This window comes from Mesorhizobium delmotii, assembly GCF_900149755.1.
Taxonomy (GTDB): Bacteria; Pseudomonadota; Alphaproteobacteria; order Rhizobiales; family Rhizobiaceae; genus Mesorhizobium; species Mesorhizobium delmotii.
Genome location: NZ_FUIG01000026.1, coordinates 22,804 through 47,136, shown reverse-complemented (window position 1 = coordinate 47,136; position 24,333 = coordinate 22,804). Strand labels below are relative to the sequence as shown.

Sequence of the window (24,333 nt, the reverse complement as noted above, 5' to 3'; positions counted from 1 at the left end):
GAAATGCACGTGGAATCCGCTCGATCGAGCCTGAACGGCGCAACGGCCGGGCTGTCCGTGCGGCTGCTCGGACCGCTGACGATCATCCGCGACGGCGCCACAGTGCAGCTGCCGGCATCGCGCAAGGTGCGCGCGCTCTTCGCCTATCTGGCGCTCGCGCCGCATGCCGTCGGCCGCAGCCGCCTGTGCGAGCTGCTGTGGGATGTGCCGAATGACCCGCGGAGCGAGCTTCGCTGGTGCCTTAGCAAGCTCAGGGGCATTCTCGACGAACCGGATCGCCATAGGATCGAAACATCAGGCGACACGATCGCCCTTGATCTAGAAGGCGTTTGCGTTGACGCCGTTGACATCGCCTCGGCCACCGCCAAGGGCATCGAGACGCTCGATCTGCAGCGGCTGCAGGCCCTGTCCGGAATGTTCGTTGGCGATTTCCTCGACGGGCTGGAGATCGACCGCAGCCCGCATTTCAACAGCTGGCTGATCGCTCAGCGCCGCCGCTTCAGCGCCTGGCATGCCGCCATCCTGGAACATCTCGTCAGCAAGCTCCCGGCGGATGCCGACGAAATGTCCGCGCATCTGGAGAAATGGGTGGAACTCGCTCCGTTCGACGAGCGTGCGCATCTGGCTCTTCTGACAAGGCTGGCGCAGCGCGGCCAGATCGCCGCGTGCGAGGAACATCTCGCTTCCGCGGCGCAACTGTTTGCCTCGGAGGATCTGGATTTCGAACCCGTTCGTGAGGCATGGCGGACGATCCGCAGCGAACGACCTGCCGCGACGCTCTGGGCGCGACCGGCACTCTTGCCCGTGGTCCCGCAAGCGGAAATTGTGCTGCCCGATTCCGGTGTTGCTGCATCGTGCAAGACCTCGCTCGCGATAATGCCGTTTGTCGAGGAGGCGGCTGTCGACCCTCGCGGCGGCCTCTCTCGCGGTGGCCCCTCTCGCGGTGGATTGGCCGACGGCCTCACCCACGACATCATCACCCGTTTGGCCAAGCTCAGGGATTTCTTCGTCATCGCGCGCGGCTCGGTCTTTGCGCTGTCGGAAAAAAACATCGCGCCGGAAGATGCCGGCCGGCGGCTCAACGTCGACTATGTCGCCACTGGCACGGTGCGCAGCCAGGCGGGCCGCGTCGTGGTCAGCGTGGAACTTGTAGAGGTCCGCACGGCCAGGATCGTCTGGGCCGAGACGTTCGAACGCAAGCCCGACGATATCTTTGCCGTCCTTGACGATATCGGCAATAGCATCGTCTCGTCGATCTCAGCCGAGATCGAGATGGTTGAGCGCAACCGCGCCATGCTTAAAGCGCCCAACTCGCTGAATGCCTGGGAGGCTTATCACCGCGGTCTCTGGCACATGTATCGCTTCACCCGCACGGAAAACGAACAGGCTCGGCATTTCTTCGACATGGCCTTGAAGCTGGATCCGACCTTCGCCCGCGCCTATGCCGGCCTATCCTTCACCCATTGGCAGAACGCCTTTCAGCGCTGGGGGGACCGCGACCAGGAAAGTGCGCTAGCCTTCGAGGCCGCCGGCCAAAGTCTTTTGGTCGACGATCACAATCCGGCCGCCCACTGGGCCATGGGCCGGGCGCTGTGGCTGCGCGGTGAGCAGGACGGCTCTCTGATCGAGCTGGAACGGGCCGTGGACCTCAGCCCCAACTTTGCGCTCGGTCACTACGCGCTTTCGTTTGTGCACTCGCAGTCGGGCGATCCAAATGCCGCGATCGGTTCATCCGACCATTCGCGGCATCTGAGCCCGTTCGATCCGCTGCTGTTCGGCATGCTCGGCGCCAGGGCGATGGCGCATGTCCGGCTCGGCCAGTTCAACGAGGCCGCCGAATGGGCGCTGAAGGCAGCCGCCCGTCCCAACGCCCATGCCATCATCCTGGCGATCGCCGCCCACTGCCTCGCGCTGGCGGGACGGCTTGACGAGGCCCGCACTTTCGCGGCCGCCATCCGCAAGACTCTGCCGAACTACTGCGCCGACGATTTCATCGGCACCTTCCGCTTCGAGCCGGACGCCACGGCCCTGTTCCGGCAAGGCGCCAAGCGCATCGGGCTGGGGTGATCCAACCCCAGCCCTGGCCTGACAGTGCTTTAACCGGTCAAGACCGCGACCCTCGCCGGCCGACAACCGACAAAAGCCCCGCAATCGCGAAGCCGCGTTAGTCGCAGCTATATGCCGAGCATCGTCTTGGCTTGGTTGAGGGCAGCCTCCGACCCTGCATGATCACCGGCGGCGTGCAATTTCTCGCCTTGGGCGCGCAGTTCCTTGACTTTGTTCATATCGGCTTCGGCGAGCGTCGCGGTCGGTAACGCTGCATCGATCGCGGCCATGATGGTCGGGCATTTATTTGCAAAGGCTGTCGCAGGAATGACCGCCAGGAAAACCGCAAGCGAAATTGATCGTAACATGGACGTTTCTCCCTCGCCGGAACACGCCACGTCGACGACCGGCGTAGGAATGGTACAGCTAATGCCCGGACGTGCCAATCACGATGATGCCGCTGAGCGTCCGTTCACCGAATCCGGCAGGCGTGACTCGAAACCCGCGCCAGGTTCGCGGCAATCGTCAGATCCTCGCAAAATTCCTTGACCAGAGCGGATCAGGTGGGCTGAACGGATTTGACATTGCCGTCCGTATCCACCAGGCAACTCGTCTTTTTGCCGCTGGCATCGAGTTCGACCTGATAGGTTTTGAGATCGATCTTGCTCGATGAAACCGGAAGTATTTTGGTGCTATCGGCGCCGCTCGCCTTGGCGACCGCGTCGGCGCAAAGCAGCTGAAGGTCCGCCGGGGCCGTCTCGACCTGGGTCCTGGACATCTGGTCCTGAGGCGGCGGCGGCGCGCTGACGCAAGCGCTCAGGGTCCCCACCAAGAATCCAATTGCTGTTGCCCGGATCGAAGTTCTCACTGCACGTTTTGCCGACATTGCCTGGTCCCTCTCCGAATGCCGCTTCACACACCCCGGTTTCACACACCCCGGCTTCACACACCCTTGTAAAGTGCCGCCCCCTGCATGAGAACGATGACCTTGGCCCCAACCTTGACGCGGGATGCGAGATCGGTGATGTCGTCGTTCCTCATCCGGATACACCCTGATGACACGTCGAGCCCGATCGTCCACGGCTCCGGCGTGCCGTGTATCCGGTAGATCGTGTCCTGGTCGCGCTCATACAGATAGAGCGCCCTGGCGCCGAGCGGATTGTCAGGCCCTCCCGGCATGCCGCCCGCATGTTTGACCGCATTCGGATCACGAGCGATCATTTCGGCCGGCGGTGTCCAGGTCGGCCACTCCGCCATGCGGCCGACGCGCACGATTCCGGCCCATCCAAACCCTTCCCGGCCCACCCCGATACCGTAGCGCATGGCGCGCTGACCCGGCTGCACAAGATAGAGGAAATGCTGGTTGCCATCGATGATGATCGTACCGGGCACTTCCGCGGTGCGGAACTTGACCATCTGCGGGCGAAACGCCTCTGGCACTTCATTATGCGCGGCATAGTATTTGCGCGCCTTGGTACGGTCGTAGTCCACCCATTTGCGGGTTTTCGGATCGAAAACCTGTGTTCCCGCAGCCAGCGCCGCCACCGCGACAAGACCGAACGCTACCGCGACAATTGCCGTAAGGGATTTCCGCTGGAGAGCGGCGCGTCCCGCGATCATCAGCTTTCCGGTCATGGATTTGCCCAACCGTGCACCCGAGCGCCCTGCGCGGCAACCCATTGTTTGGCGTATTCGTAAGGATCCTGACGCTCCACCTGAAGCGCATAACTCATCTTTGTAACGTCCTCGGGCTTGAGGTCGACCTGTTCCAGGAACTCGACCACCTTCGGATATTTCTTGCGCAATGAGGTGGCATAAGCGATGTGGAAATGCGCGATATCCCATGACACCGGCGCGCTGGACTTGGAGACCCAGAGCGGGTCCTCGGAAGGCAGCACGATCTTCCACTTTGCCGGGTCAAAAGGCGGCTCGGTAAGCCGGACAATTTCATGCAATTTAAACACGTGATGCGGCGCGTAGCAGGCAAACACCATCGGATGAGCCGTAGCGACAGCGGCATCGACAGCCGCCATTCCGACATCCTCCGGCGTCTCCAGCAAAGTCATTGTTTTGGCATAGCCATAGCTGTTGGCGCGGACACGCTCGATCGCTGTGGAGGACCAACCCTCAGCGCCAATCCAGAGTTCCCCACGTCCGTCCCGATCAGTGTCCAGAGCGGCGGTTTTGCGCGGGTCGGTGAGGTCCGAAATGTCACGAATCCCAAACTTGTCGGCAGTTTCGCGGGTAGCGCATATGCCTTGCCATGCCGGCACACCGATGGGACTGATGGCTACCGTGCCGGCACCGTCGACATACTTCTTCACCAGATTGTCGAGGTTGGGTAGCCAGATTTCGGGATGAATATCCACCTCGCCCGAATTGAGGCCGGCAAAGGCGATAAGCGTCCCCATCTCGCGCACATCGGCATCGAGCCCGAAATGTTGCTTCAGGCTGACCTTGAGAATGTTTGCCGTCGCCTGGCCCGACGGCCAGTTCGGCATTGCAATGACGAGATCAGCCGCGTGGACCGGGGCCGCCAGCATCGTCAATGCCGCCAGCGACAATCTGCGCAGGCACTGCCGAAATCGGTTGTGCATTTTCTTCCCCCTCGCTTCGGTGCTAAAACGAACCGGGACGGGAACAATCTGTCACGGCAAGCACCGGGTTGTGACAGCAGCTCCCATCTGCCGACGGCAACTGCTGAAGGTGCGGCAGTGCATTCGCCAAAGAGAGCGCCGTCACATGCCGCCCCTGCACGCTACTCGATGACATTCCGTATGGGAAGATGCTCAAAACGCGGCCGCCGGGCCCAATGTTTAGGATGTCCGCGGTGGCGGTCAAGGCCGCCGAGAATCCGAGATGGTCAATACCAGTGAAATGATGCAGGTTCTTCTGGACCACGTGGCAAGCAGGCCGCTAAGTAGACGCAGCTTCCTAGTTTCAGCATATGCACCCTCTTGGGTAATACGAATTGAAAATTGCGCCCTCATGTTTCAAAACAGGTCGGTAGATTCGCGAGGATGGTTTCGTGCGGGTCACCAACGGTCCTCAAGCCGAGAATTCTAAAAGACTTTCAACAATGACCCAGCACGCACAAAATGCTCGAATTCTCATGTACAGCCACGACACGTTCGGGCTCGGCCACTTGCAGCGCTGCCGGACGATCGCGCATTCGCTGGTTGAGGATTTCCGCGGACTTCAGGTGCTTATCATTTCGGGTGCGACTATCGCTGGCGCCTTCGACTACCGCGCCCGTGTCGACTTCGTGAAGATCCCCAGCGTCATCAAGTTGCGCAACGGCGAATACACCTCGCTGGAAAAGGATATCGATCTACATGAGACGCTAAGAATGCGCCAGTCGATCATCCGCCACACAGCCGAGACCTTCCGGCCGGATATCTTCATCGTCGACAAGGAACCGCTCGGCCTGCGCGGTGAGATCGAGGACACGCTGTCCTACCTCAAGACGCGGGGCACCACGCTCGTGCTTGGCCTGCGCGAGGTGATGGACGCGCCGCATCTGCTCGAAGCAGAATGGGCACGCAGGGATGTGATGCGCAAGATAGGCCTGTTCTACGACAAGATCTGGGCCTATGGTCCGCCGGATTTCTACGATCCGTTGACCGGCTTGGATGTGCCGCCGGCTATCAGAGCAAAGATGAAGTTCGTCGGTTTCCTGCAACGGAGCCTGCAGAAGAACGAGTTGCCCGGCCACCGGCCCGAGGGCGACTATATCCTCGTTACCACCGGTGGCGGCGGTGACGGCGCCGAACTGATCCACAGCGTCATCGATGCCTATCAGCAGGATCCGCAATTGCAGCATAGGGCGCTGATCGTGCTTGGGCCTTACATGCCGGCGCGCAAGCGCAACAAGCTGCTCAAGAAGGGGTCCAAGATCCCCTATATCAAGATCATCGAGTTCGACAACCGCATGGAAGAGCTGATTGCCGGCGCCAAGGCAGTCGTGGCGATGGGCGGTTACAACACCTATTGCGAGATACTGTCTTTCGACAAGCCGGCGCTGATCGTGCCGCGCGTCAAGCCCCGCGAGGAACAACTGATCCGAGCACGGCGCGCAGCCGAACTAGGCCTCATCGAGATGCTTTTGCCGGAAGAAGCCGAGGATTCCCAGCGGTTTGCCAATGCACTGGAGGTGCTGCCGGACCGGCCCGGCCCATCGCAGAGCCATCCGCATCTGACGCTGGAAGGGCTGCCTCACATTTCCGAAATCGTCGCGGAACTGCTCGACCGGCGGGGCGGGCATCACCTTTCGGTCATTGAAGGCATGAACTGAGTTGCAACATCGCAAGATCGTCGTTGTTCTGAAGGGCTATCCGCGGCTGTCGGAAACCTTCATCGCGCAGGAACTGCTCGGCCTGGAGCGTGCGGGGTTCGACCTGATACTCGTCGCGCTCAGGCGGCCGACCGACGCAAAACGCCACCCCGTGCATGACGAGATCAAAGCGCCCGTCCATTATCTGCCGGAATATCTGCATGAAGAGCCGCTGCGCGTGGTTCGCTCGCTGTTTGCTTATCTGCTGCGGCCGGGCTTCTGGCGCGCGCTCGGATCGCTGGCTACCGATATCCGCCGCGACTTTACGCGCAATCGCGCGCGCCGCTTCGGGCAAGCGCTCGTGCTGGCGGCCGAATGGCCGGAAGGCGCGAGCTGGCTGCATGCACATTTCGCACACACACCGGCATCGGTGACGCGCTATGCCAGCCAGCTTCGTGGCCTGCCCTGGAGCTGCTCGGCCCATGCCAAGGACATCTGGACTTCGGCGGACTGGGATCTGGCTGGCAAGCTTTCCTCGGCGCGCTGGACGGTCACTTGCACGAAAGCCGGCTTCGACCGTCTGAAAAAACTCGCTAACGGCAACTCGTCTGTGCATCTGAGCTATCATGGGCTAGACCTTGATCGCTTCGGCGGTTTCGGCGAGGCGCGAAAACAGCATGACGGCTCGGCGCCGGCCGAACCGGTTATCGTTCTGAGTGTCGGGCGCGCCGTTGAAAAGAAAGGTTACGATACCTTGCTGGAGGCCCTTGCCCTCTTGCCTGGTGATTTGGCGTGGCGTTTCGAGCATATCGGCGGCGGCGAGGAACTGGAACGGTTCAAGGCGCTGGCGCAAAAGCTCGGCCTGGATGGTCGCGTCTCTTGGAAAGGCGCGCTTGCGCAGGAGGAGGTGCTTGAGCACTACCGCTGTGCCGATATCTTCGCCCTGGCCTGCAGGATCGCCGCAAATGGCGACCGGGACGGTCTGCCGAATGTTCTGGTGGAGGCGGCTAGCCAGCGGCTTGCCTGCGTATCGACCGATATTTCCGGCGTGCCGGAGCTTTTATCGCCGGATGAAACCGGGCTGCTGGTTCCGACGGAAGACCCAATTGCCCTGGCACAGGCGCTGGAGCGCCTGATCCGTGATCCCGTGTTGCGCGCCCGCCTCGGCGACGCCGCAGAGCGGCGCGTGCGCGGCAATTTCGATCATATGGCAAGCATTGGACAGCTCAAGGAACTGTTCGAGCGGGAGTGGCAGGCCGCCGAATGAAGCGGCTGCGCGCTTTCTTCTATGTCCAGCACCTGCTCGGTATCGGCCATCTCGCGCGCGCCAGCCGCATTGCGGCGGCTCTGGTCGATGACGGGTTTGACGTAACCGTCGTGACCGGCGGAGCGCCGATCGCGGGGTTTCCGGGACTGGGTGCAAAATCTGTAACCCTGCCACCTGTCACCTCCGGTGATGAAGGATTTTCCGGACTTGTCGACCTGCAGGGCAAACCCATCGACGATGATTTCAAGAAATGGCGTTCAGAGATGCTGCTGCAGGCATTCCGGGATTTCAGGCCTGATATCGTCATTGTCGAGGCGTTTCCATTTGGACGCCGGCAGATGCGTTTCGAACTCCTGCCGCTGATCGAGGCCATCGACGCGATGTCGCCCAGACCGCTGCTGGCGACGTCCGTCCGTGATATCCTTCAGGAGCGCGTCAAGCCGGGCCGGAACGAGGAAACGGTCGATCTGATCAACAGGCATTTCGACCTTGTTATGGTCCACGGCGATCCGGCTTTCGCAACCATCGACAAGACATTTCCACTGGCTGGGGCGATCAAGGCCGAGGTCACCTACACAGGGCTCGTTGCCGCGCCGCCATCGCCCGCGGCCTCCGAGCGCTTCGACGTTCTGGTGTCGGTTGGCGGCGGGGCTGCCGGAAAGAGCCTTGTCAGCTCCACCATCGCAGCGGCGCGGAATGCCAACGACGCTTGGAAATGGTGTTTGATCACCGGCCCAAACCTGCCGAAAGACGAGTTTGACGCGATCGCACGCGATGCCTCGCCGGTCCTGTCCATCTTCCGGTTCCGCGAGGATTTCGCCGGCCTGCTGACCGGCGCCCGCCTGTCAGTCTCGCAGGCGGGTTACAACACGGTCTGCGATGTCCTGCGCGCGGGTTGTCGCTCCCTGCTCGTTCCATTTGCGGCCGGCGGGGAAACCGAACAGACGGTTCGCACCCTGAGGCTCGAAGAACTCGGTCTTGCAACGGTGCTGATGGAAAGGGACCTAACGCCTAAAGGTTTGGCGCAAGCGATCGAACAGGCGCTTGTGGGACCGACGCCAGCCGCGCATCGTCTCGATCTGGAAGGCGCGCGTCGCTCGGCGCAAATCCTGCGCGAGCGGTATCGAACATGGTCCCTAAAAGTGAGGCCCGGTTTCGGAAAAGTTCATGATCAAACAGACGATGGATCCTAACGCGCGTCGCGTCTGGCGAGATTCGTGCGACGCGCTACGCACTTTTGGGCGAAATGCATTAAACAGTTCCAATCAGCATGAAGCGCGTATAATTTTTTGTCGGCAGTTCGCCGGAGAACCGCACCTCCCGTAGCGCCGCCATTGCTTCGAAGGCTGCAAGTGAAGCCACACAGTTGATGTGCGTCGGCTCGCTGAAATAATCGTTCGATTGCAGCAGTACAGTCGTGCCCCGCGGAAGCAGAGCAAGCCAGGCGCGCAGATCGGCTATGTGTTCGCAGCTCGTATTGACCATCAGGTCGGGCCGCCCGGCCGCATAGTCGAGTGCGTACATATCTGCCGTCAGCGCCCGGAACCGGTCGCCGGCTTCCCGGTTGAGGGTCCGGGCGACCGGCGCGACTTCGGGATCGATGTCGATGCTATCGACCGCCGCGATGTCGAAGCGGGCGTCGTTGAAAAGCATCGCCGGCAATACGCCGTACCATCCACCCAGAACCCATATGCGCCCGAACCGGCCACCGCAGCTTTCGAACAGCCTGTCGAGCGCCCACATCTTGCAGGCGACCTGCTTGTGGTTGAAGGCGTTGGCGATATCGGCCTTCGGATGCTTGGTGATGACGCGGGCCAGCCCTGCCACCACCGGGCAGTTGACATAGGCAGCAATTCCCCGCGTGAGGTCCAAGGCTTGCTCGTGCCATTCCATGCCGGCATTGCGTGGTTGCGTGACATCCATCATATTGGTCTTGTATGTTGGGATTTCGGGCGACACAACGCAATCTTGCCTGCCGCAAGGCTGTTTAATTCGCGGACGTGATTATGCTGCAAGCGGCTTCGCCATTGCCCGGTGCCGGAGAGAACCTGTTGCATCTGTCCGGACCATCGGCGTCCATCCGCCAGCACCAGCGGCGCAGCTGCGGCCTCGTGCTGCTCGGCTATTCGCCAAAACACTACGGAAGCCGCGAACCGTTTGGCCAGCTGCTTTCTTCGCTGATCAACAATGCCTGTGACGTTCTCATCGACCATGCGCCGGAACTGGATCGCGCCGCCTCGCAGGTTCCTTCCATCGTTGAGCGCAGGACAATCTCCGTGCGCTGCAGCTTCGAGCTTGTTGTTGGCGATGAAGAAATTGCCGATACGCCATTCGCCAGCAGGTGCTTTTACATCCTGCATCCTTCCAACTGAGGGGTCCATATGGAACCCAGCATAGCCCGCTATATCTGGACGCACACCAAGAAGCAGCAGCTCTGGATATTGATGATCGTCGTGCTTTCGATGATCCCGTATTTCATGTCCTTCGACCTGCCGAAGCTGATCGTCAACGGCCCGATCCAAGGTAGCGGCTTCGGGCAACCGGGCGCGACCCAGCCATTCATGAGGCTACACTATGACCTGCCGTTCATCGGAGAGGTCCAGTTCTTCTCCGGTTTTCAGCTCGACCGCAAGGCGACGCTGTTTGCCCTGAGCCTTGTGTTCCTCTTGCTAGTCGTCATCAACGGCCTGTTCAAACTCTACATCAACACCTACAAGGGCCGCCTCGGCGAACGCATGCTGCGGCGTATCCGCTTCGATCTGATCGATCGTGTGCTGCGGTTTCCGCCGTTTTACTTCAAGCGGGTGAAATCCGCCGAAGTGGCGACCATGGTGAAGGACGAGGTGGAGCCGCTGGGCGGCTTCATCGGCGATGCCTTCGTGCAGCCGGTGCTGCTCGGCGGCCAGGCGCTGACGGCCATGCTGTTCATCGTGGTCCAGAACTTCTGGCTCGGAATGATAGCGGCCGTGATCGTGGTGATCCAGATCGCGCTCATCCCGCGAATGCGGCGGCGGCTGATCGTGCTCGGGCGCGAACGGCAGTTGACGGCGCGCGCGCTTTCGGGCCGGGTTGGCGAAATCGTCGACGGCATCGGCGCGGTTCACGTCCACGACACATCAAACTACGAGCGCGCCGACATAGCTGCCCGGCTCGGGCTCATCTTTAAGATCCGCTTCGATCTTTACCAATGGAAATTCATGGTGAAGTTCCTCAACAATTTTCTCGCGCAGGTCACGCCCTTTCTGTTTTACATGATCGGCGGGTATCTGGTCATCCAGGGGCGGCTGGACGTCGGTCAGCTCGTGGCCGTGATCGGCGCCTACAAGGATCTGCCCGGACCGATGAAAGAACTGATCGACTGGGATCAGGCGCGGCAGGATATCCAGGTCAAATATCAGCAGGTTGTTGAACAGTTCACCGCCGAGGGTCTCATTGCGCCGAGAATCGAGGCGTTGACGATCGACGATCCCGATCCGATGACCAACCCCCTGTCGGCGATCAGTCTGTCCATAGCAGACGATGGCGGTGCAATGCTCCTCGACCGTATCTCCCTCCAGATCAAGCCGGGTGAGACGGTGGCGCTGGTCAGTACCGCAACAGGTGGAGCCGAGGCGCTTGCAGAAGCCTTCGCGCGGCTGAACTGGCCGGACAGCGGAAGGGTCGCTTCGGGCGCCGACGACCTGCTTGAACTCCCCGAAGCAGTGACCGGCCGGCGCATGTCCTATGCCTCGTCGGACGTTTTCCTGTTCCAGGCAAGTCTCCGCGATAACCTGCTCTATGGGTTGAAGCATGCGCCGCTGACATCGGTGCCTTATGACGGTGCTGCGGCAGACCAGCACCGCTGGAACATCAACGAGGCGCGCCGGTCGGGCAATCCGGATTTTGATATCCACAGCGACTGGATCAACTATGCTTCCGCCGGCGCTACCGGCCCGCACGACCTCTTTGAAGCCGTGCGCCGGGTGCTCGACGCGGTTGTTCTATCGCGCGACATTCTGGATCTTGGCTTGCGCTCTTCGGCCGACCTCACGCGTCACACGGAGCTTGCCAGGCGGATCGTCGAACTGCGTGCGGCGCTGCGAACCCGGCTGGAACACGAAGGGCTGAGCGAACTGGTGGTTCCTTTCGAACCGGGAGCCTACAACAAGGAAGCAACGATCGGCCAAAACCTGCTCTTCGGCGCTGCCGCCGGCCCCGAACTGGCCGACAGGGCTCTAGCGGCCAATCCCTATTTTGCTTCTGTGCTGAGGCAAGCCGGCCTCGACCGCACGCTCTACGAAATGGGCATGGAGATCGCCGAACAGGCGATCGAGCTGTTTGCCGACCTGCCGCCCGATCACCCGTTCTTCCAGCAGCTCGCCTTCATGAGCGCCGAGGAGATACCCAGCTACGAAACCTTGCTGCAACGGCTCAAGAACCGTCCCCACGAGGCGGTTTCGGAGAACGACCGCGCCATGATCGTCACCTTGAGCTTTGCCTATATCGAGCCCCGGCACCGCTTCGGCCTGCTGAGCGACGAGCTGATGAGCAAGATCGTCGCTGCACGCAACCGGTTCTATGAAAACCTGCCGCCCGAGCTGCAAAATGCGATCGAACGGTATGATCCTGCCAAATACATTGCCGCGGCCACCGTCATGGATAATGTCCTGTTCGGGCGTGTGGGCATCAACCATCCCGACGCGCCGGACCGCATACGCTCCATCGTCTATGACATTCTTGACGAACTGGGGCTTTATGCCGAACTTCTGGATGTCGGCCTGGACTTCAACGTCGGCTCCGGCGGCAGGCGGCTGACCGGTGGACAGCGACAGAAGCTCGATGTTGCCCGGGCCCTGCTCAAGCGTCCTGATTTTCTCATTCTCAACCGGCCGCTGTCGGCGCTCGACCAGCGCATGCAGGATAAGGTGCTGCGAAACGTGCTCGAGGAAGCCAGGCGCGACGACCATTCGCCGGCAATTGTGTGGGTCGTGACGAATCCGGCGATGGGGATGATGTTCGATCGCGTTATCGTCTTCGACTCGGGTAAATTGGTGGAAGACGGAACACCCGAGACACTTTTGTCAGGGAACGGTATCTTCAAGGAACTGTTGTCATAGAGCAACGGACATTCAGATGGGATCATTCTGCCGGTGGGAATTTACTGCAAGCTCAAGGGATTCAGCGAAGGGCGTCTCGCCATCCCGGAAACAGAATTCATTTCATCTGGGCGTCCGTTGCTCTAGTCTGGCAAACGCGAATTTTGGGAAGGTTTGCGACAATGCTGCTCAAGGATGAAGTTGCAATGCTGCAACGCGTTCCCTTGTTCTCTGCCATCGAGCCGACAAAGCTCAAGCTGCTTGCGTTCACATCCGATCGTGTGAGCTACAGCGCCGGTCAGATCCTTTTCCGGCAGGGCGACGAGGGAGACGCCGCCTATGTCATCCTTTCAGGCAGGGCGGATATTCTGGTCGATTCCGACAGCGGACCGATAAAAGTTGCCGAACTGGAGCCAAATTCGATTGTTGGCGAGATCGCCATATTGTGCAACAGCTCCCGCACTGCCACCGTAAGAGCGGCAAGTCCGCTGGAAGCCTTGAGAATCCGCAAGGATCATTTCCTGAGGCTTATGAGGGAGTTCCCGGAAATGACCATCGAGATATTGCGGGTTCTTGCCGATCGCCTAAGCCATACGACCGCGGATCTGATCGACGCACGAAGCGCCAAATAACGAATGACGTGCGCTCGATCCTCGCCGTCGTGATGGGACTGTCCTCTTGCTGAGAAGGTCACCCGGAGAAAGCCTGTCTCGCCTAGCAGCAGTTGTTTGGCTAAGATGGGCGAAGGGGTAGCATGGACGACGACGTTTTCCTGGTCAGGTTTTGGGGTGTGCGCGGCAGCATTTCGGTATCAGGGCCAGAATTCTCTCGCTATGGCGGCAACACAGTCTGCATTGAGATGCGATGCGGTAAGCATACGCTTCTGTTCGACGCAGGCTCTGGCCTAAGGCCTGCCGGCGGGGCGCTTCAGGCGTTGGCCGTGACCGATTTCGACCTGCTTTTCACCCATTGCCATTACGATCACATCATCGGGCTGCCATCTTTTGCGCCGATCTATGACCGGAGCGTCAAGGTTACGCTTTGGTCCGGGCATCTTGCAGGACACATGACGACCCGGCAGATGGTCGATGAGTTCATGCGGCCGCCGTGGTTTCCGGTGAAACTGGAGATCTGCAAGGCAAGCCTCGACTATCGCGATTTCGTATCCGGAGACGTGCTTCGGCCGCGCGAAGGGGTGGTGGTCCGAACCGGCAGTCTTATCCATCCGGGCGGCTGCATAGGCTACCGAGTCGAATGGGGCGGCCGCGTCGTGGCGGTGATCACAGACACTGAGCACGAACCGGACAAACTCGATCAGGCGGTGCTCGGCCTGATCGAAGATGCCGACCTCGTCATTTACGATTGCACCTACACCGAGGAGGAAATGGAACGCCGCCGCGGTTACGGGCACTCGACATGGCAACAGGGCGTCAAGCTCTGTGAGGCGGCCGGTGCGCGGGGGCTTGCGCTGTTTCACCACGATCCGACACGGACCGACGCGGAACTGGACGAGATCGAGAAACTGGCCAAAGACAGGTTTGCCGGCGCTTTTGCCGCGCGGGATGGCCAGACGCTCAAATTTCCAGTCTCATTGCGCAAAAAGCGCTGAGCTATTTTCCTCTACCGGCGCTGCGCCCGATCAATGTCCTGATCGGAAGCCATGCGCAGGCTTCAGTCTGAGCGGTGACTGTGAACAGCCGTTCGAGGAAGAGCCAGGCCGATTCGTCATGTACGAGATGGTGGGTGAGCAGGCCGACCGGTTCGCCGCCGTCGATTGCATGCTGCAATTGCGCGATGATAGCCTGAACCAATAGGCCATGGTCGCGGCAGCCGCGCGTGCCATGCCAATCCATGATGTCGACATTGCTGTTGATGACCGCAAGTGAAGCCGGCACCGGCGGCCCATAGACCGACAATGCCGAAAATCCTATCGATCCAAGGTCGGATACCAAGCCGGCGTCGATCCTGTTCCAGGGTGGCACCAGCATCGGAACGGCACGTGCGCCGTGCAGGTCGGTTACATGCGTCAGCCCGCGAGCCAGATCATCGAGCACCGCCTCGCGCGGCCGATGCGCGCCGAGCTCCTGCTTTTTCTGGTGCTCGGGCGCATGATTTCGGTGCGCCCAGCCATGGATGGCGACCGTGGCATGCGGCGCCTCGCCAAGCCGGACGACAAGCTTCTCATCAGTCAGGGCCGGAATGACGGCCAGAGTGACCGGAACCGCGAATTCACCGGTGAGGTCGAGCAGCCGATCAAGCGCAGGCGTCGGATCCACGGCGTCGTCGTCGCGCAGCCAAAACTCTGCCTTACGGTCCGCCCGTTGCCGGCACGCCAGTTCTTCCACCAAGGGCCGCCAGATCTGATCGGATGTCATGAACCCGGGATCCTCGCAAGAAGTTCGGCCAGACGCGCCACTGCAGGACCGAGGGAACGTTCTTCGAGGATGAAACGTCTGGCTTCCGCGGCCATGATGGTTCTTTCGTCGTTACGGGCGAGAAGCCTTTCAATGGCAGAAGCGAACGCCGCTACATCGCCCGGCGGGGTGAGAAACCCGGTCTGGCCATCCCGCACGACCTCCGGCACGCCGGCGATGTCCTGTGCCACCACCGGAAGGCCGGCGGCCTGTGCTTCAAGATAGGCAATGCCATAGGCCTCGCCGTAACCCGGCCAGACGTAAATTCCCCCACTGTAGAGGACATCCGGCACGGCGGCTGGCTCAATCGCGCCAAGCCATTCGATACGGTCGGCGGGCAAGCCGGCGAATTGCGCTTTGACCTCGTCACGGGCAGGCCCATCCCCGACGACCGACATGGTCCAGGGCAGGTGGCCGATCGGACCGAGCGCCTGCGCCAGCATGCGATAGCTTTCGGCTTTGTCACCCGGGCGCATCATGGCGACGGTAACGAGGCGCGTCGGACAACCCCGTGCCGGCATTTCCCGGAATACCGATGTATCGATGAAGGGCGAAAGCATACCGAGAGCGGCGTCGGGAATCGCATCCGTCAGTCCCTGACGATCCCTTTGCGTGAAGCAGATGTTCAGCGCTGCCTGTTCGACCGCTCGCGCCACCAACGCTTGCGTATCGGCCCACAAACCGGCATTGCGCCGCCTCGAATAGGAGGCTTCCGCTGTCACATAGGGGATAGCAAAGGCCGACGCCAGCTCGGGTCCGATCAGGTCGGGCGCCTTGTAATAGGGATGATAGGAGAACCAGAGATCGGGCTTGCCGTCACGATCCCAAAGCTTTGCCAGCCGCGCGGCTTCCTCTCGGGCCTCGATCTTGAGCGCATCGAAACTTTTCGACTCCGGTTCGCGTAGATAGAAGCGCAATTCGGATGCTAGTTCGACGCTATGCCCTCCATGCTCCAGCGCCTTGACCAGCATCCGTGCCATCTGGCGGTCGCCGGAGGCAACGGGATGGTTGGGCGACTTCAGCGGCGCGTAGAAGGCAATTCGCATCGCCGGAACCCTATCATCGGAAAGCCTGCGCAAGTCAATTTCGAAGCATGATCGACTTCACCTTCAAGCAGTGGAATGTGCTATCTGATGCTTATGGAAACAGCTGCCGCGTCCGACCCATTTGTCGCTTCTTTGCCGGTTTTCGCAAAATTCGAAAGCGTTGCCGATATCGATAACTATCGGCCTCTTCCGGATGGCTGGGCGCTGGCCACCGCCGACATCGTCGGCTCGACCAAGGCGATCGGCGCTGGGCGCTATAAAACCGTCAATATGGCCGGCGCCAGCGTCATTTCGGCGCTGCTCAATGCGCTGGGTCGGAAAGATCTTCCCTTTGTCTTCGGCGGCGACGGCGCGCTCGTGGCGTTTCCCGGCTCGGCGCTGGAGATCACCCGCAACGCGCTGGCGGCTGTCCAGAGATGGGTGGCGGACGAACTGGACCTGACCTTGCGTGCCGCAATCGTGCCGATAAAGGATATAAGAGCGCAAGGCCTCGACGTTCGCGTGGCGAGGTTCCGGGCCTCCGAAGCGGTCTTCTATGCCATGTTCGCCGGCGGTGGCGGCAGTTGGGCGGAAGCCGAGATGAAAGCGGGGCGCTACCGCATCGATCCTGCGCCAGCCGGCGCGCGGCCGGATCTGACCGGCCTCTCCTGCCGCTGGAACCCGATCGAAGCCCGGCATGGCGAAATCGTCTCGATCATAGCCATACCGGGGGCGTCGCGCGACTTGCGCGGTTTTCAGTTTCTGGCTTCCGACATCATCGCCCTTGCCGGCGGGCAGGAACGCGAAGGCCACCCGTTGCCGGTGAACGGGCCGGCCTACAGTTTTTCGCCCGCCGGCATCGATATCGAGGCGCGGGCCATGGCACCGGCAGGTTGGCGGTGGCTGTCGAAGCTGTGGATATTGTTCCTGCTGACGCTTACGGCTGTCACCGACAGATATGGCTGGACGATCGGCAGTTTCGATCCGAAGATCTACAAACGCGACGTGGCCAGCAATTCGGATTTCCGGAAGTTCGACGACGGCTTGAAGATGACTATCGACGTTGACGCGGATGTGTTGCAACGGATCGAGAACCGGCTGAAACAGGCGGAAGAGGCGGGCATCTGCAACTATGGCCTGCACCGCCAGAAATCGGCCTTGATGACATGCCTCGTCGCCTCGCCGCTGCAGCGCGATCACGTTCATTTCATCGATGGCGCCGCCGGCGGCTATGCGATGGCTGCCGCAAGCCTGAAGGCGAAGGTGGCGGTCTGACGACGACTTGCGGAAATCGATTTTCCGCAATATGCCTCGTGGTTCTTGGGGAACCAGGTGAGCTTCGCCATGGGAGCGGACGGCCTGTCCGAATTGACGGAAAGCAGATTTTTGGACGCCTCACGATCGGCATATGACCGTCTTCTGAACCTGATTTCGACGCGCGCCGCGCAAGTCGGCGTGATCGGGCTGGGCTATGTCGGGTTGCCGCTGGCGGTTGCGATCGCACGCGCCGGCTTCCCGGTTTCCGGCTTCGACATCGAAGCCCAGAAGGTCGAGAGCCTGAACAACGGCCAATCCTATATTGAGGCGGTGATGTCGACAGCCCTTGCCGGCCAGGTGGCGAGCGGACGGTTCCGCGCCACTGCGGATTTTGCCGAACTGGCCGTCTGCGATGTCATCATCATTTGCGTTCCGACACCGCTGACGAAAAACCGTGAGCCGGACCTCTCCTTTGTCAGGAACACGGCAGGCACCATCGCGAAGCATCTGCGTCTCGGCCAGCTGATCGTGCTGGAATCGACCACCTATCCCGGCACCACCGACGACGTGATCAAGCCCATACTGGAAGAAACCGGCTTGCAGTCGAAGATAGACTTCTTCCTCGGCTTCTCGCCCGAACGCGAGGATCCCGGCAACCGCAGCTTTGAAGTCGCGACGATCCCCAAGGTCGTGGCAGGCGACGGCATTGAAGCGGCGACACTCGTGCAGGCTTTCTACCAGGGCGTGGTCAAGACCGTCGTTCCGGTTTCCACCACGGCGACCGCCGAGGCGGTCAAGCTGACGGAAAACATCTTCCGCTCGGTCAACATAGCCCTGGTCAACGAGTTGAAGGTCGTGCTCGGTGCGATGGGCATCGACATCTGGGAGGTGATCGAGGCGGCAAAGAGCAAGCCCTTCGGCTACATGCCTTTCTATCCTGGCCCCGGACTTGGCGGGCACTGCGTTCCGATCGATCCCTTCTACCTGACGTGGAAGGCGCGCGAATACGAACTGCCGACCCGCTTCATCGAGCTGGCGGCAGAGATCAACACGGCCATGCCGCGTCATGTGGTCGATGAACTGGCGAAGGCGCTGGACCGGCGCTGCGGCAAGGCGCTCAGCCGCTCGCGCATTCTCATCATCGGACTCGCCTATAAGAAGAATGTGCCCGACATCCGCGAAAGCCCTTCATTGCGGCTCATTGAACTCATCGAGGAATGGGGCGGCAAGGCGGAATTCCACGATCCGCATGTTACCGAGATCCCGACCACACGGGAGCATATGGCGATCAAGGGGCGGCGCTCGGTCGAATTGACCGAGACGGCCTTGAAGGATTTCGATGCTGTCGTCGTTGCAACCGACCACGACGCGATCGACTATCAGGCGATCGCTGATCACGCTCTTCTGATCGTCGACACACGCAATGTTTTTGGCCGTCTCGGGCTAGCCCGAGAGATGGTGGTGAAGGCCTGACGGCGTCTGAGCCGGCGAATTTTTTGCCTGATGTCAGGATCGTGATTGCACTCCGCCGGCAGCCTCGCCACATAATGCCCCTTCGCCGGCTTTTACCGCCGAAGCCGGCTTTATTGACTTCGAGGGTCTTGTCTTTGGGTCGTTAGCGGACCGTGTCGTGGCGGATTAAAGGAGAATGGCTCGTCTTTGACGGGTCTCAAGATAGCATGAGCACAGCGCAAGCAGAAATTTCCACCATTCTCATGGATAAGGTTGCCGATTGGCTGACCCAATCGGCGCTGGCGGGCAACGACCTGGAAACATTGGTAAAGGGCTTTTGTGAACGGCTGGCTGCTGCCGGCCTGCCGCTGAAGCGGGTGCATTTGAGCTTTTCGATGCTTCATCCGCTTTATGACGCGCTTGGCTTCACCTGGGTTCGTGGCCAGGGCATGGAAGTGGAAGGCTTCCGCAAAGAGGACGGCGTTCATTCTGACAGATTCCTGACCAGCCCATACTACCATCTGCTCAGCAACAAGCTCGACCATCTGCGGCGCCGGTTAGACCCGTCGGTGCCGTCGGAGTTTCCTGTTTTCGATGACCTCAGGCTTATGGGCGTCACCGATTACATGGCTTTCGTCCATCCCTTCAGCGGCAATACCAGTCAGGGCATGATCGGGTCCTGGTCCACCGACAGTGCTTCAGGCTTCAGCGACAGCATGATTTCGGCGCTGCTGCGCATCCAGAACCATCTCGCTATTGCAACCAAGATGGCGGTGCTCACCAAGCTCGCCGACAACATGATGATCACTTATCTCGGCGGCGACGCCGGCAGGCGCGTGCTGGACGGCCAGATCAAGCGCGGCGAGGGCGACACAATCCGGGCCGCACTGGTCATGGCCGATATGCGCGGGTCGACAAGGCTTGCCGAAACTTCCGGCCGCGAAATCTACATCGATACGCTGAACCAGTTTTTCGATGCCATCGCTGCACCTTTCAATCGCAGAGGCGGGCAGATCATGAGTTTCATAGGGGATGGCTTCATTGCGGTCTACCCTTGCGAAAGGCACCGTGCGCAGTCCGAGACCGCCTGCCAGGCTGCTCTTGCGGCAACGCACAAGGCCACCGCGCGCATGATGGATCTCAACCTGCGCAGAAAGGAGCAGGGATTGGGCGACATAAAATTTGGCATCGGCCTGCATGTCGGCAATGTGATGTTCGGCAATGTCGGACTTACCGACCGGCTAACATTCTCTGTCTTCGGCTCGGCTGTAAACGAGGTCCAGCGCCTCCAGACCCTGACCAAGAAATATCCGCACAGCGTTCTCGCCAGCAAAGACTTCGCCAGCTATTGCGGCGCCAACAGCTGGCTGACGCTCGGCAACGAGGAACTGGCGGGCATCAAGCAGAAGCTGACGGTGCTTTCACCCGATCTGTCGGGTGCTCTCGCACTCGATGAGGACGGTGCGCTGGAGCCGATTTACGACCGAATATCGGACGCCGAACAGGTCATGCTGCTTCATCGCGATGCCGCGCGGCTGTCGGCGGGCGACCCGAGGAAGCTCCAGTAACCGCCACGATCTGATCCGAACGCCTTGGTATGCAGTCAGGTCGCCGGTTCCGTCAGGGAACTGGCGACCGATTCGAATCCAAGTTGCTCTAGGCTGGCAATGCGCTAGTCTCGCTTTCTGGGTCTGCCGCCCGGCAGGCTGCCAGAGTGGGGCTGGTGTGAGAATGAATTCGGGTGTTGATCTGCTGCGGATCGAGGATGTTGGCATCTCTTTTGCCATTATCGGGGGACCGTTGCATGCCGTCAGGCGTGCAAACCTTCGCGTCCTGCCCGGCAAGGTTACCGCGCTTGTGGGCGAGTCCGGTTCCGGAAAATCGGTTATAAGCCAGGCAGTGATGGGCATTTTGCCGAAGACAGCCCATGTTCGCGGCCGTATTCTGTTTTCCGATCCTGAAAAGCCCGGCACGACGCAGGATATCCTGCAGATGCCGCGTGACGGCCCCGATATCCGGGCGTTGAGAGGCAGCCGCATCGGCAAGATCTTTCAAGAGCCGATGACATCGCTGTCGCCGCTGCACACGATCGGCAACCAGGTCAGCGAATCCCTGCAGATTCATAAGCCCATGGCTCGGGCAGAGCGCAAGGCGCGGACCGAGGAAATGCTCGGCCTTGTCGGCTTTCCCAATCCCGAGCGCGCCTACGACATGTATCCCTTTGAACTTTCGGGAGGATTGCGTCAACGCGCCATGATCGCCATGGCGCTTATCTGCCGGCCCGCCTTGTTGATCGCCGACGAGCCGACGACGGCGTTGGATGTCACCATCCAGGCGCAAATCCTGCAATTGCTGCGCGAGCTTCAGACCAAGCTGAACATGGCGATGCTGCTGATCACGCACGACCTTGGCGTGGTCGCCAATGTCGCCGACGAGGTGGTGGTCATCTACCAAGGCGAGATCATGGAAGCGGGACCTGTCGAGGCGATATTCCGTCGGCCAGGTCACCCTTACCTGAAGGGCCTGATGGCAGCCGTTCCGCATTTCGACCTGAAGCCTGGCGAAAGGCTAAAGGCGCTCCGCGAGGTGCCGGTGAATGTCGAGAACCTGCTCGGCGAGCAGACGGCGCCGGCATCGAAGGGGCCGGACGACATCCTGCTGTCGGTCAGGGATCTGAAAAAGACCTTCACCACCCGCAAGTCCGGATGGTTCGGCGGGGATCATCAAACCTCTGTTCGCGCCGTGGACAGCGTGAGCTTCGATATCAGGCGGGGTGAGTGCCTGGGTCTGGTCGGCGAAAGCGGCTCCGGCAAAACCACCGTCAGCAAGATCCTCATGCGGGCTGTCACCCCTAGCGGCGGCTCTTTGATCTTCAACGGCCGCGATGGACCGATCGACGTCTTGGAAGCCGAGGGTGACGCCCTGCGCATGCTGCGCGCGAAAATCCAGATGGTCTTCCAGGATCCGGTTTCGTCGCTTTCACCTCGCATGACGGTGGAGAATATCTTGAGCGAGCCGCTGGAAATCCATCAGCGTGGCAATGCCGCGTCCCGACTCGCCACGGTCAAGAGCCTGATGCAGGCAATCGGGCTCGATCCGCGCTTCATCAAGCGTTATCCGCACAGTTTCTCCGGCGGGCAGCGTCAGCGTATCGGCATCGCGCGCGCGTTGGCTCTGGGGCCTGAGCTCCTGATCTGCGACGAGCCGGTTTCGGCGCTCGATGTCTCTGTCCAGGCGCAGATCCTGAACCTTCTGAAGGACCTGCAGAAGGAATTGGGCCTGACCTACCTGTTCATATCCCACAACCTGGCGGTGGTGGACTACATGGCAGACCGCATCGCGGTGATGTGCGGCGGGCGTATCGTCGAGCTTGCGCCGCGCGAAATTCTGCTTAGGAAACCGGTCCACCCCTACACGCGCTCACTGGTCGCCGCAGTACCTTTCGCCGATCTCGACAGGCCGATGGATTTCAAGACGCTGAAGCTCAGCGGCGCTTCCGACACCAGCGCATGGGGATCGCAATTCCGCGACGAGGGCGACGAGGATATGCTGTCGCCGCTCGACCTTGGCGGCGGCCACCTCGTGCTGGCCCGGCGTACGGCCGATGTCAGCGAGTTACGCCATTGATCAGCCGGCGCACCGTTCTTGGACTTATGGCTTCGGCATTTCTGCCGGGCACGTCGCGCGCCGGCGATCTGGAGCCGGAATTTCTTCAGCCGCAGCTGAAGGCCAGGGCGCTGCCGGCACTCGCCGAACGCTTGCCCAAGAGCCCGCGCGCGTTGAACCTCGCCGCGATGGGCCGGCAGCCCGGCCAGTATGGCGGCACGCTGCGCACGATCATCGGCAGCCAGAAAGATATCCGAATGATGACGATCTACGGGTATGCTCGCCTGGTCGGCTATGACGAAAAGCTTAACTTGCAACCCGACATTCTCGAAAGTTTCGACGTAGCGGATGATCGCGTCTTCACTTTCAAGATTCGGGAAGGGCATAAATGGTCTGACGGTAGCCTGCTGACGCCGGAGGATTTTCGCTATTGCTGGGAAGATGTCTGGCTGAACGATGAGCTTTCGCAAGGCGGGCTTGCCCCGGCCCTGCTGGCGGACGGCAAGCCGCCACGTTTCGAGATCGTCGATCCGTCGACGGTCCGCTATAGTTGGGATGCGCCCAATCCCGACTTCCTGCCCAAGCTTGCTGCTGCTTCGCCGCTATCGCTTGTTCTGCCGGCCGCCTATCTCAAGCAGTTCCACAAGAAATACCAGGATCCATCCCGACTCGCCGGCCTAATGAAGGAGAACCGGGCCCGGAAATGGACGCTCCTGCATATCCGCATGTCGCGGCAGTATCGCCCGGAGAACCCGGAACTGCCGACGCTCGATCCCTGGCAGAACCGGACCAAGCCGCCGGCTGAGCAGTTCGTCTTCGAGCGCAACCCGTTCTTTCATCGAATAGACGAGAATGGCCGGCAACTGCCCTATGTTGACCGGATTGTCATGAATGTCAGCTCGCCGGCGATCATTTCCGCCAAGACCGGTGCGGGCGAGAGCGACCTGCAAAGCATGGGAATTGACTTCACCGACTACTCCTTCCTGAAGGATGCGGAGAAGCGCTACCCGGTGAAGATGCATCTCTGGAAACGCACACAGGGTTCGCGGCTGGCGCTGCTGCCCAATCTGAATTGTGCCGACCAGGTGTGGCGTGGCCTTCTTCGTGACGTGCGCGTGCGCCGCGCCCTTTCGCTCGCTGTGGACAGGCGCGAGATCAATTTGGCCGTGTTCTACGGATTGGCGCAGGAAAGTGCCGATACGGTCCTGCCGGAGAGCCCGCTCTACCGGCCGGAATTCGCGAAAGCCTGGGTCGCCCATGATCCCGACCGGGCCAATGCGCTGCTCGACGAGGCCGGGCTTCAGACGCGTGACGATGACGGCCTGCGGATACTTCCCGATGGACGCCCTGCGCAGGTCATAGTGGAAACGGCCGGCGAAAGCACGCTGGAAACCGACGCGCTCGAACTCATCACCGATCACTGGCGCAAGATCGGGATCGCCCTGTTCATCCGGACTTCGCAGCGCGATATCTTCCGCAGCCGCGCGCTTGGCGGCCAGATCATGATGTCGATGTGGTCGGGCATCGACAATGGCGTGCCGACCGCCGACATGAACCCGTACCAGCTGGCCCCCACCATCGACGACCAGCTGCAATGGCCGCTCTGGGGTGCTCACTACTTGTCTCATGGCAAGGTCGGTGAGGCGCCCGATCTTCCGCCTGTCGTCGAGTTGATGGCTTTACTCAAGCGCTGGAAGGCATCGACCGAAGCCACGGAGCGCGCCGAAATCTGGAATTCAATGCTGTCGATCTACACTGATCAGGTGTTTTCGATCGGCACCGTGAACGGAACGCATCAGCCGATTCTGGCGTCCTCGCGGCTGCGCAATCTGCCTGACAAGGCGCTTTACGGCTACGACCCGACCGCCTATTTCGGTGTCTACATGCCGGATACATTCTGGCTTGGAGAGTCCTGAGC

20 protein-coding genes are annotated in these 24,333 nt (G+C 60.8%); 12 read left to right on the top strand and 8 right to left on the bottom strand.

Going from position 1 to position 24,333, the window contains the following annotated elements:
- The first annotated feature begins 3 nt into the window (after nucleotides 1-3).
- On the top strand, nucleotides 4-2,067 hold the full coding sequence (locus BQ8482_RS16880; protein WP_123148685.1) for a BTAD domain-containing putative transcriptional regulator: 2,064 nt from the start codon (nucleotides 4-6) through the stop codon (nucleotides 2,065-2,067).
- A 107-nt stretch (nucleotides 2,068-2,174) separates the two neighbouring features.
- Here BQ8482_RS16880 and BQ8482_RS16875 read toward each other — a convergent pair whose 3' ends face one another.
- The 4 genes from BQ8482_RS16875 to BQ8482_RS16860 form a co-directional block, all read right to left on the bottom strand.
- Nucleotides 2,175-2,414 carry a hypothetical protein gene (locus BQ8482_RS16875; protein WP_123148684.1) on the bottom strand — a complete coding sequence of 80 codons (240 nt, stop codon included), beginning with the start codon at nucleotides 2,412-2,414 and terminating at the stop codon, nucleotides 2,175-2,177.
- A gap of 191 nt (nucleotides 2,415-2,605) precedes the next feature.
- The gene (locus BQ8482_RS16870; protein ID WP_425294107.1) at nucleotides 2,606-2,824 is read right to left on the bottom strand and encodes a hypothetical protein; all 219 of its coding nucleotides are present in this window, start codon (nucleotides 2,822-2,824) and stop codon (nucleotides 2,606-2,608) included.
- Nucleotides 2,825-2,988: 164 nt separating this feature from the next.
- Nucleotides 2,989-3,681, bottom strand: coding sequence for a L,D-transpeptidase (locus BQ8482_RS16865; RefSeq protein WP_123148682.1), 693 nt, complete (start codon nucleotides 3,679-3,681; stop codon nucleotides 2,989-2,991).
- The gene (locus tag BQ8482_RS16860; RefSeq protein WP_123148681.1) at nucleotides 3,678-4,643 is read right to left on the bottom strand and encodes an ABC transporter substrate-binding protein; all 966 of its coding nucleotides are present in this window, start codon (nucleotides 4,641-4,643) and stop codon (nucleotides 3,678-3,680) included. The genes BQ8482_RS16865 and BQ8482_RS16860 overlap by 4 nt, the downstream gene beginning before the upstream one ends.
- A gap of 482 nt (nucleotides 4,644-5,125) precedes the next feature.
- Between BQ8482_RS16860 and BQ8482_RS16855 the strand changes: the two genes are divergently transcribed.
- The 3 genes from BQ8482_RS16855 to BQ8482_RS16845 are packed head-to-tail and all read left to right on the top strand — an operon-like array spanning nucleotide 5,126 to nucleotide 8,779.
- A complete protein-coding gene (locus BQ8482_RS16855) occupies nucleotides 5,126-6,340 on the top strand; it encodes a glycosyltransferase family protein (RefSeq protein ID WP_123148680.1) in 1,215 nt (404 codons plus the stop codon).
- A 1-nt stretch (nucleotide 6,341) separates the two neighbouring features.
- Nucleotides 6,342-7,586: a glycosyltransferase gene (locus BQ8482_RS16850; RefSeq protein WP_123148679.1), complete on the top strand. Its 1,245-nt coding sequence runs from the start codon at nucleotides 6,342-6,344 to the stop codon at nucleotides 7,584-7,586.
- Complete coding sequence (locus BQ8482_RS16845) at nucleotides 7,583-8,779, top strand: glycosyltransferase family protein (RefSeq protein ID WP_123148678.1); 1,197 nt, start codon at nucleotides 7,583-7,585, stop codon at nucleotides 8,777-8,779. The genes BQ8482_RS16850 and BQ8482_RS16845 overlap by 4 nt, the downstream gene beginning before the upstream one ends.
- A 58-nt stretch (nucleotides 8,780-8,837) precedes the next feature.
- Here BQ8482_RS16845 and BQ8482_RS16840 read toward each other — a convergent pair whose 3' ends face one another.
- Both BQ8482_RS16840 and BQ8482_RS38150 read right to left on the bottom strand, forming a co-directional pair.
- Complete coding sequence (locus tag BQ8482_RS16840) at nucleotides 8,838-9,509, bottom strand: class I SAM-dependent methyltransferase (protein WP_123148922.1); 672 nt, start codon at nucleotides 9,507-9,509, stop codon at nucleotides 8,838-8,840.
- Complete coding sequence (locus tag BQ8482_RS38150; RefSeq protein ID WP_165848600.1) at nucleotides 9,509-9,946, bottom strand: hypothetical protein; 438 nt, start codon at nucleotides 9,944-9,946, stop codon at nucleotides 9,509-9,511. Before BQ8482_RS38150 ends, BQ8482_RS16840 begins: the two co-directional genes overlap by 1 nt.
- Before the next feature lie 21 nt (nucleotides 9,947-9,967).
- Between BQ8482_RS38150 and BQ8482_RS16830 the strand changes: the two genes are divergently transcribed.
- From BQ8482_RS16830 to BQ8482_RS16820, 3 genes are all read left to right on the top strand, one after another.
- Entirely contained in the window at nucleotides 9,968-12,682 is a 2,715-nt protein-coding gene (locus tag BQ8482_RS16830) for an ABC transporter transmembrane domain-containing protein (RefSeq protein WP_123148676.1), read from the top strand.
- 161 nt (nucleotides 12,683-12,843) lie between these two features.
- Nucleotides 12,844-13,293 (top strand): cyclic nucleotide-binding domain-containing protein, encoded by a 450-nt coding sequence (locus tag BQ8482_RS16825; RefSeq protein WP_123148675.1) that lies wholly within the window; start codon nucleotides 12,844-12,846, stop codon nucleotides 13,291-13,293.
- A 122-nt stretch (nucleotides 13,294-13,415) separates the two neighbouring features.
- A complete protein-coding gene (locus BQ8482_RS16820; RefSeq protein ID WP_123148674.1) occupies nucleotides 13,416-14,270 on the top strand; it encodes an MBL fold metallo-hydrolase in 855 nt (284 codons plus the stop codon).
- 1 nt (nucleotide 14,271) lies between these two features.
- Here BQ8482_RS16820 and BQ8482_RS16815 read toward each other — a convergent pair whose 3' ends face one another.
- On the bottom strand, nucleotides 14,272-15,036 hold the full coding sequence (locus BQ8482_RS16815; protein WP_123148673.1) for a polysaccharide deacetylase family protein: 765 nt from the start codon (nucleotides 15,034-15,036) through the stop codon (nucleotides 14,272-14,274).
- A complete protein-coding gene (locus BQ8482_RS16810) occupies nucleotides 15,033-16,121 on the bottom strand; it encodes a glycosyltransferase family 4 protein (RefSeq protein WP_123148672.1) in 1,089 nt (362 codons plus the stop codon). The genes BQ8482_RS16815 and BQ8482_RS16810 overlap by 4 nt, the downstream gene beginning before the upstream one ends.
- A gap of 93 nt (nucleotides 16,122-16,214) precedes the next feature.
- On the opposite strand from BQ8482_RS16810, the gene BQ8482_RS16805 reads away from it, so the two are divergent.
- The 5 genes from BQ8482_RS16805 (at nucleotide 16,215) to BQ8482_RS16785 (ending at nucleotide 24,331) form a co-directional block, all read left to right on the top strand.
- The gene (locus BQ8482_RS16805; RefSeq protein ID WP_123148921.1) at nucleotides 16,215-17,375 is read left to right on the top strand and encodes a DUF3095 domain-containing protein; all 1,161 of its coding nucleotides are present in this window, start codon (nucleotides 16,215-16,217) and stop codon (nucleotides 17,373-17,375) included.
- Between the two features lie 111 nt (nucleotides 17,376-17,486).
- Complete coding sequence (locus BQ8482_RS16800) at nucleotides 17,487-18,830, top strand: nucleotide sugar dehydrogenase (RefSeq protein WP_123148920.1); 1,344 nt, start codon at nucleotides 17,487-17,489, stop codon at nucleotides 18,828-18,830.
- Between the two features lie 206 nt (nucleotides 18,831-19,036).
- Nucleotides 19,037-20,377, top strand: a complete 1,341-nt coding sequence (locus tag BQ8482_RS16795) for an adenylate/guanylate cyclase domain-containing protein (RefSeq protein ID WP_123148671.1) — start codon at nucleotides 19,037-19,039, stop codon at nucleotides 20,375-20,377.
- A 163-nt stretch (nucleotides 20,378-20,540) separates the two neighbouring features.
- Nucleotides 20,541-22,436: an ABC transporter ATP-binding protein gene (locus BQ8482_RS16790; RefSeq protein WP_123148670.1), complete on the top strand. Its 1,896-nt coding sequence runs from the start codon at nucleotides 20,541-20,543 to the stop codon at nucleotides 22,434-22,436.
- Nucleotides 22,433-24,331 (top strand): ABC transporter substrate-binding protein, encoded by a 1,899-nt coding sequence (locus tag BQ8482_RS16785; protein ID WP_123148669.1) that lies wholly within the window; start codon nucleotides 22,433-22,435, stop codon nucleotides 24,329-24,331. The genes BQ8482_RS16790 and BQ8482_RS16785 overlap by 4 nt, the downstream gene beginning before the upstream one ends.
- The last annotated feature ends 2 nt before the right edge of the window (nucleotides 24,332-24,333 follow it).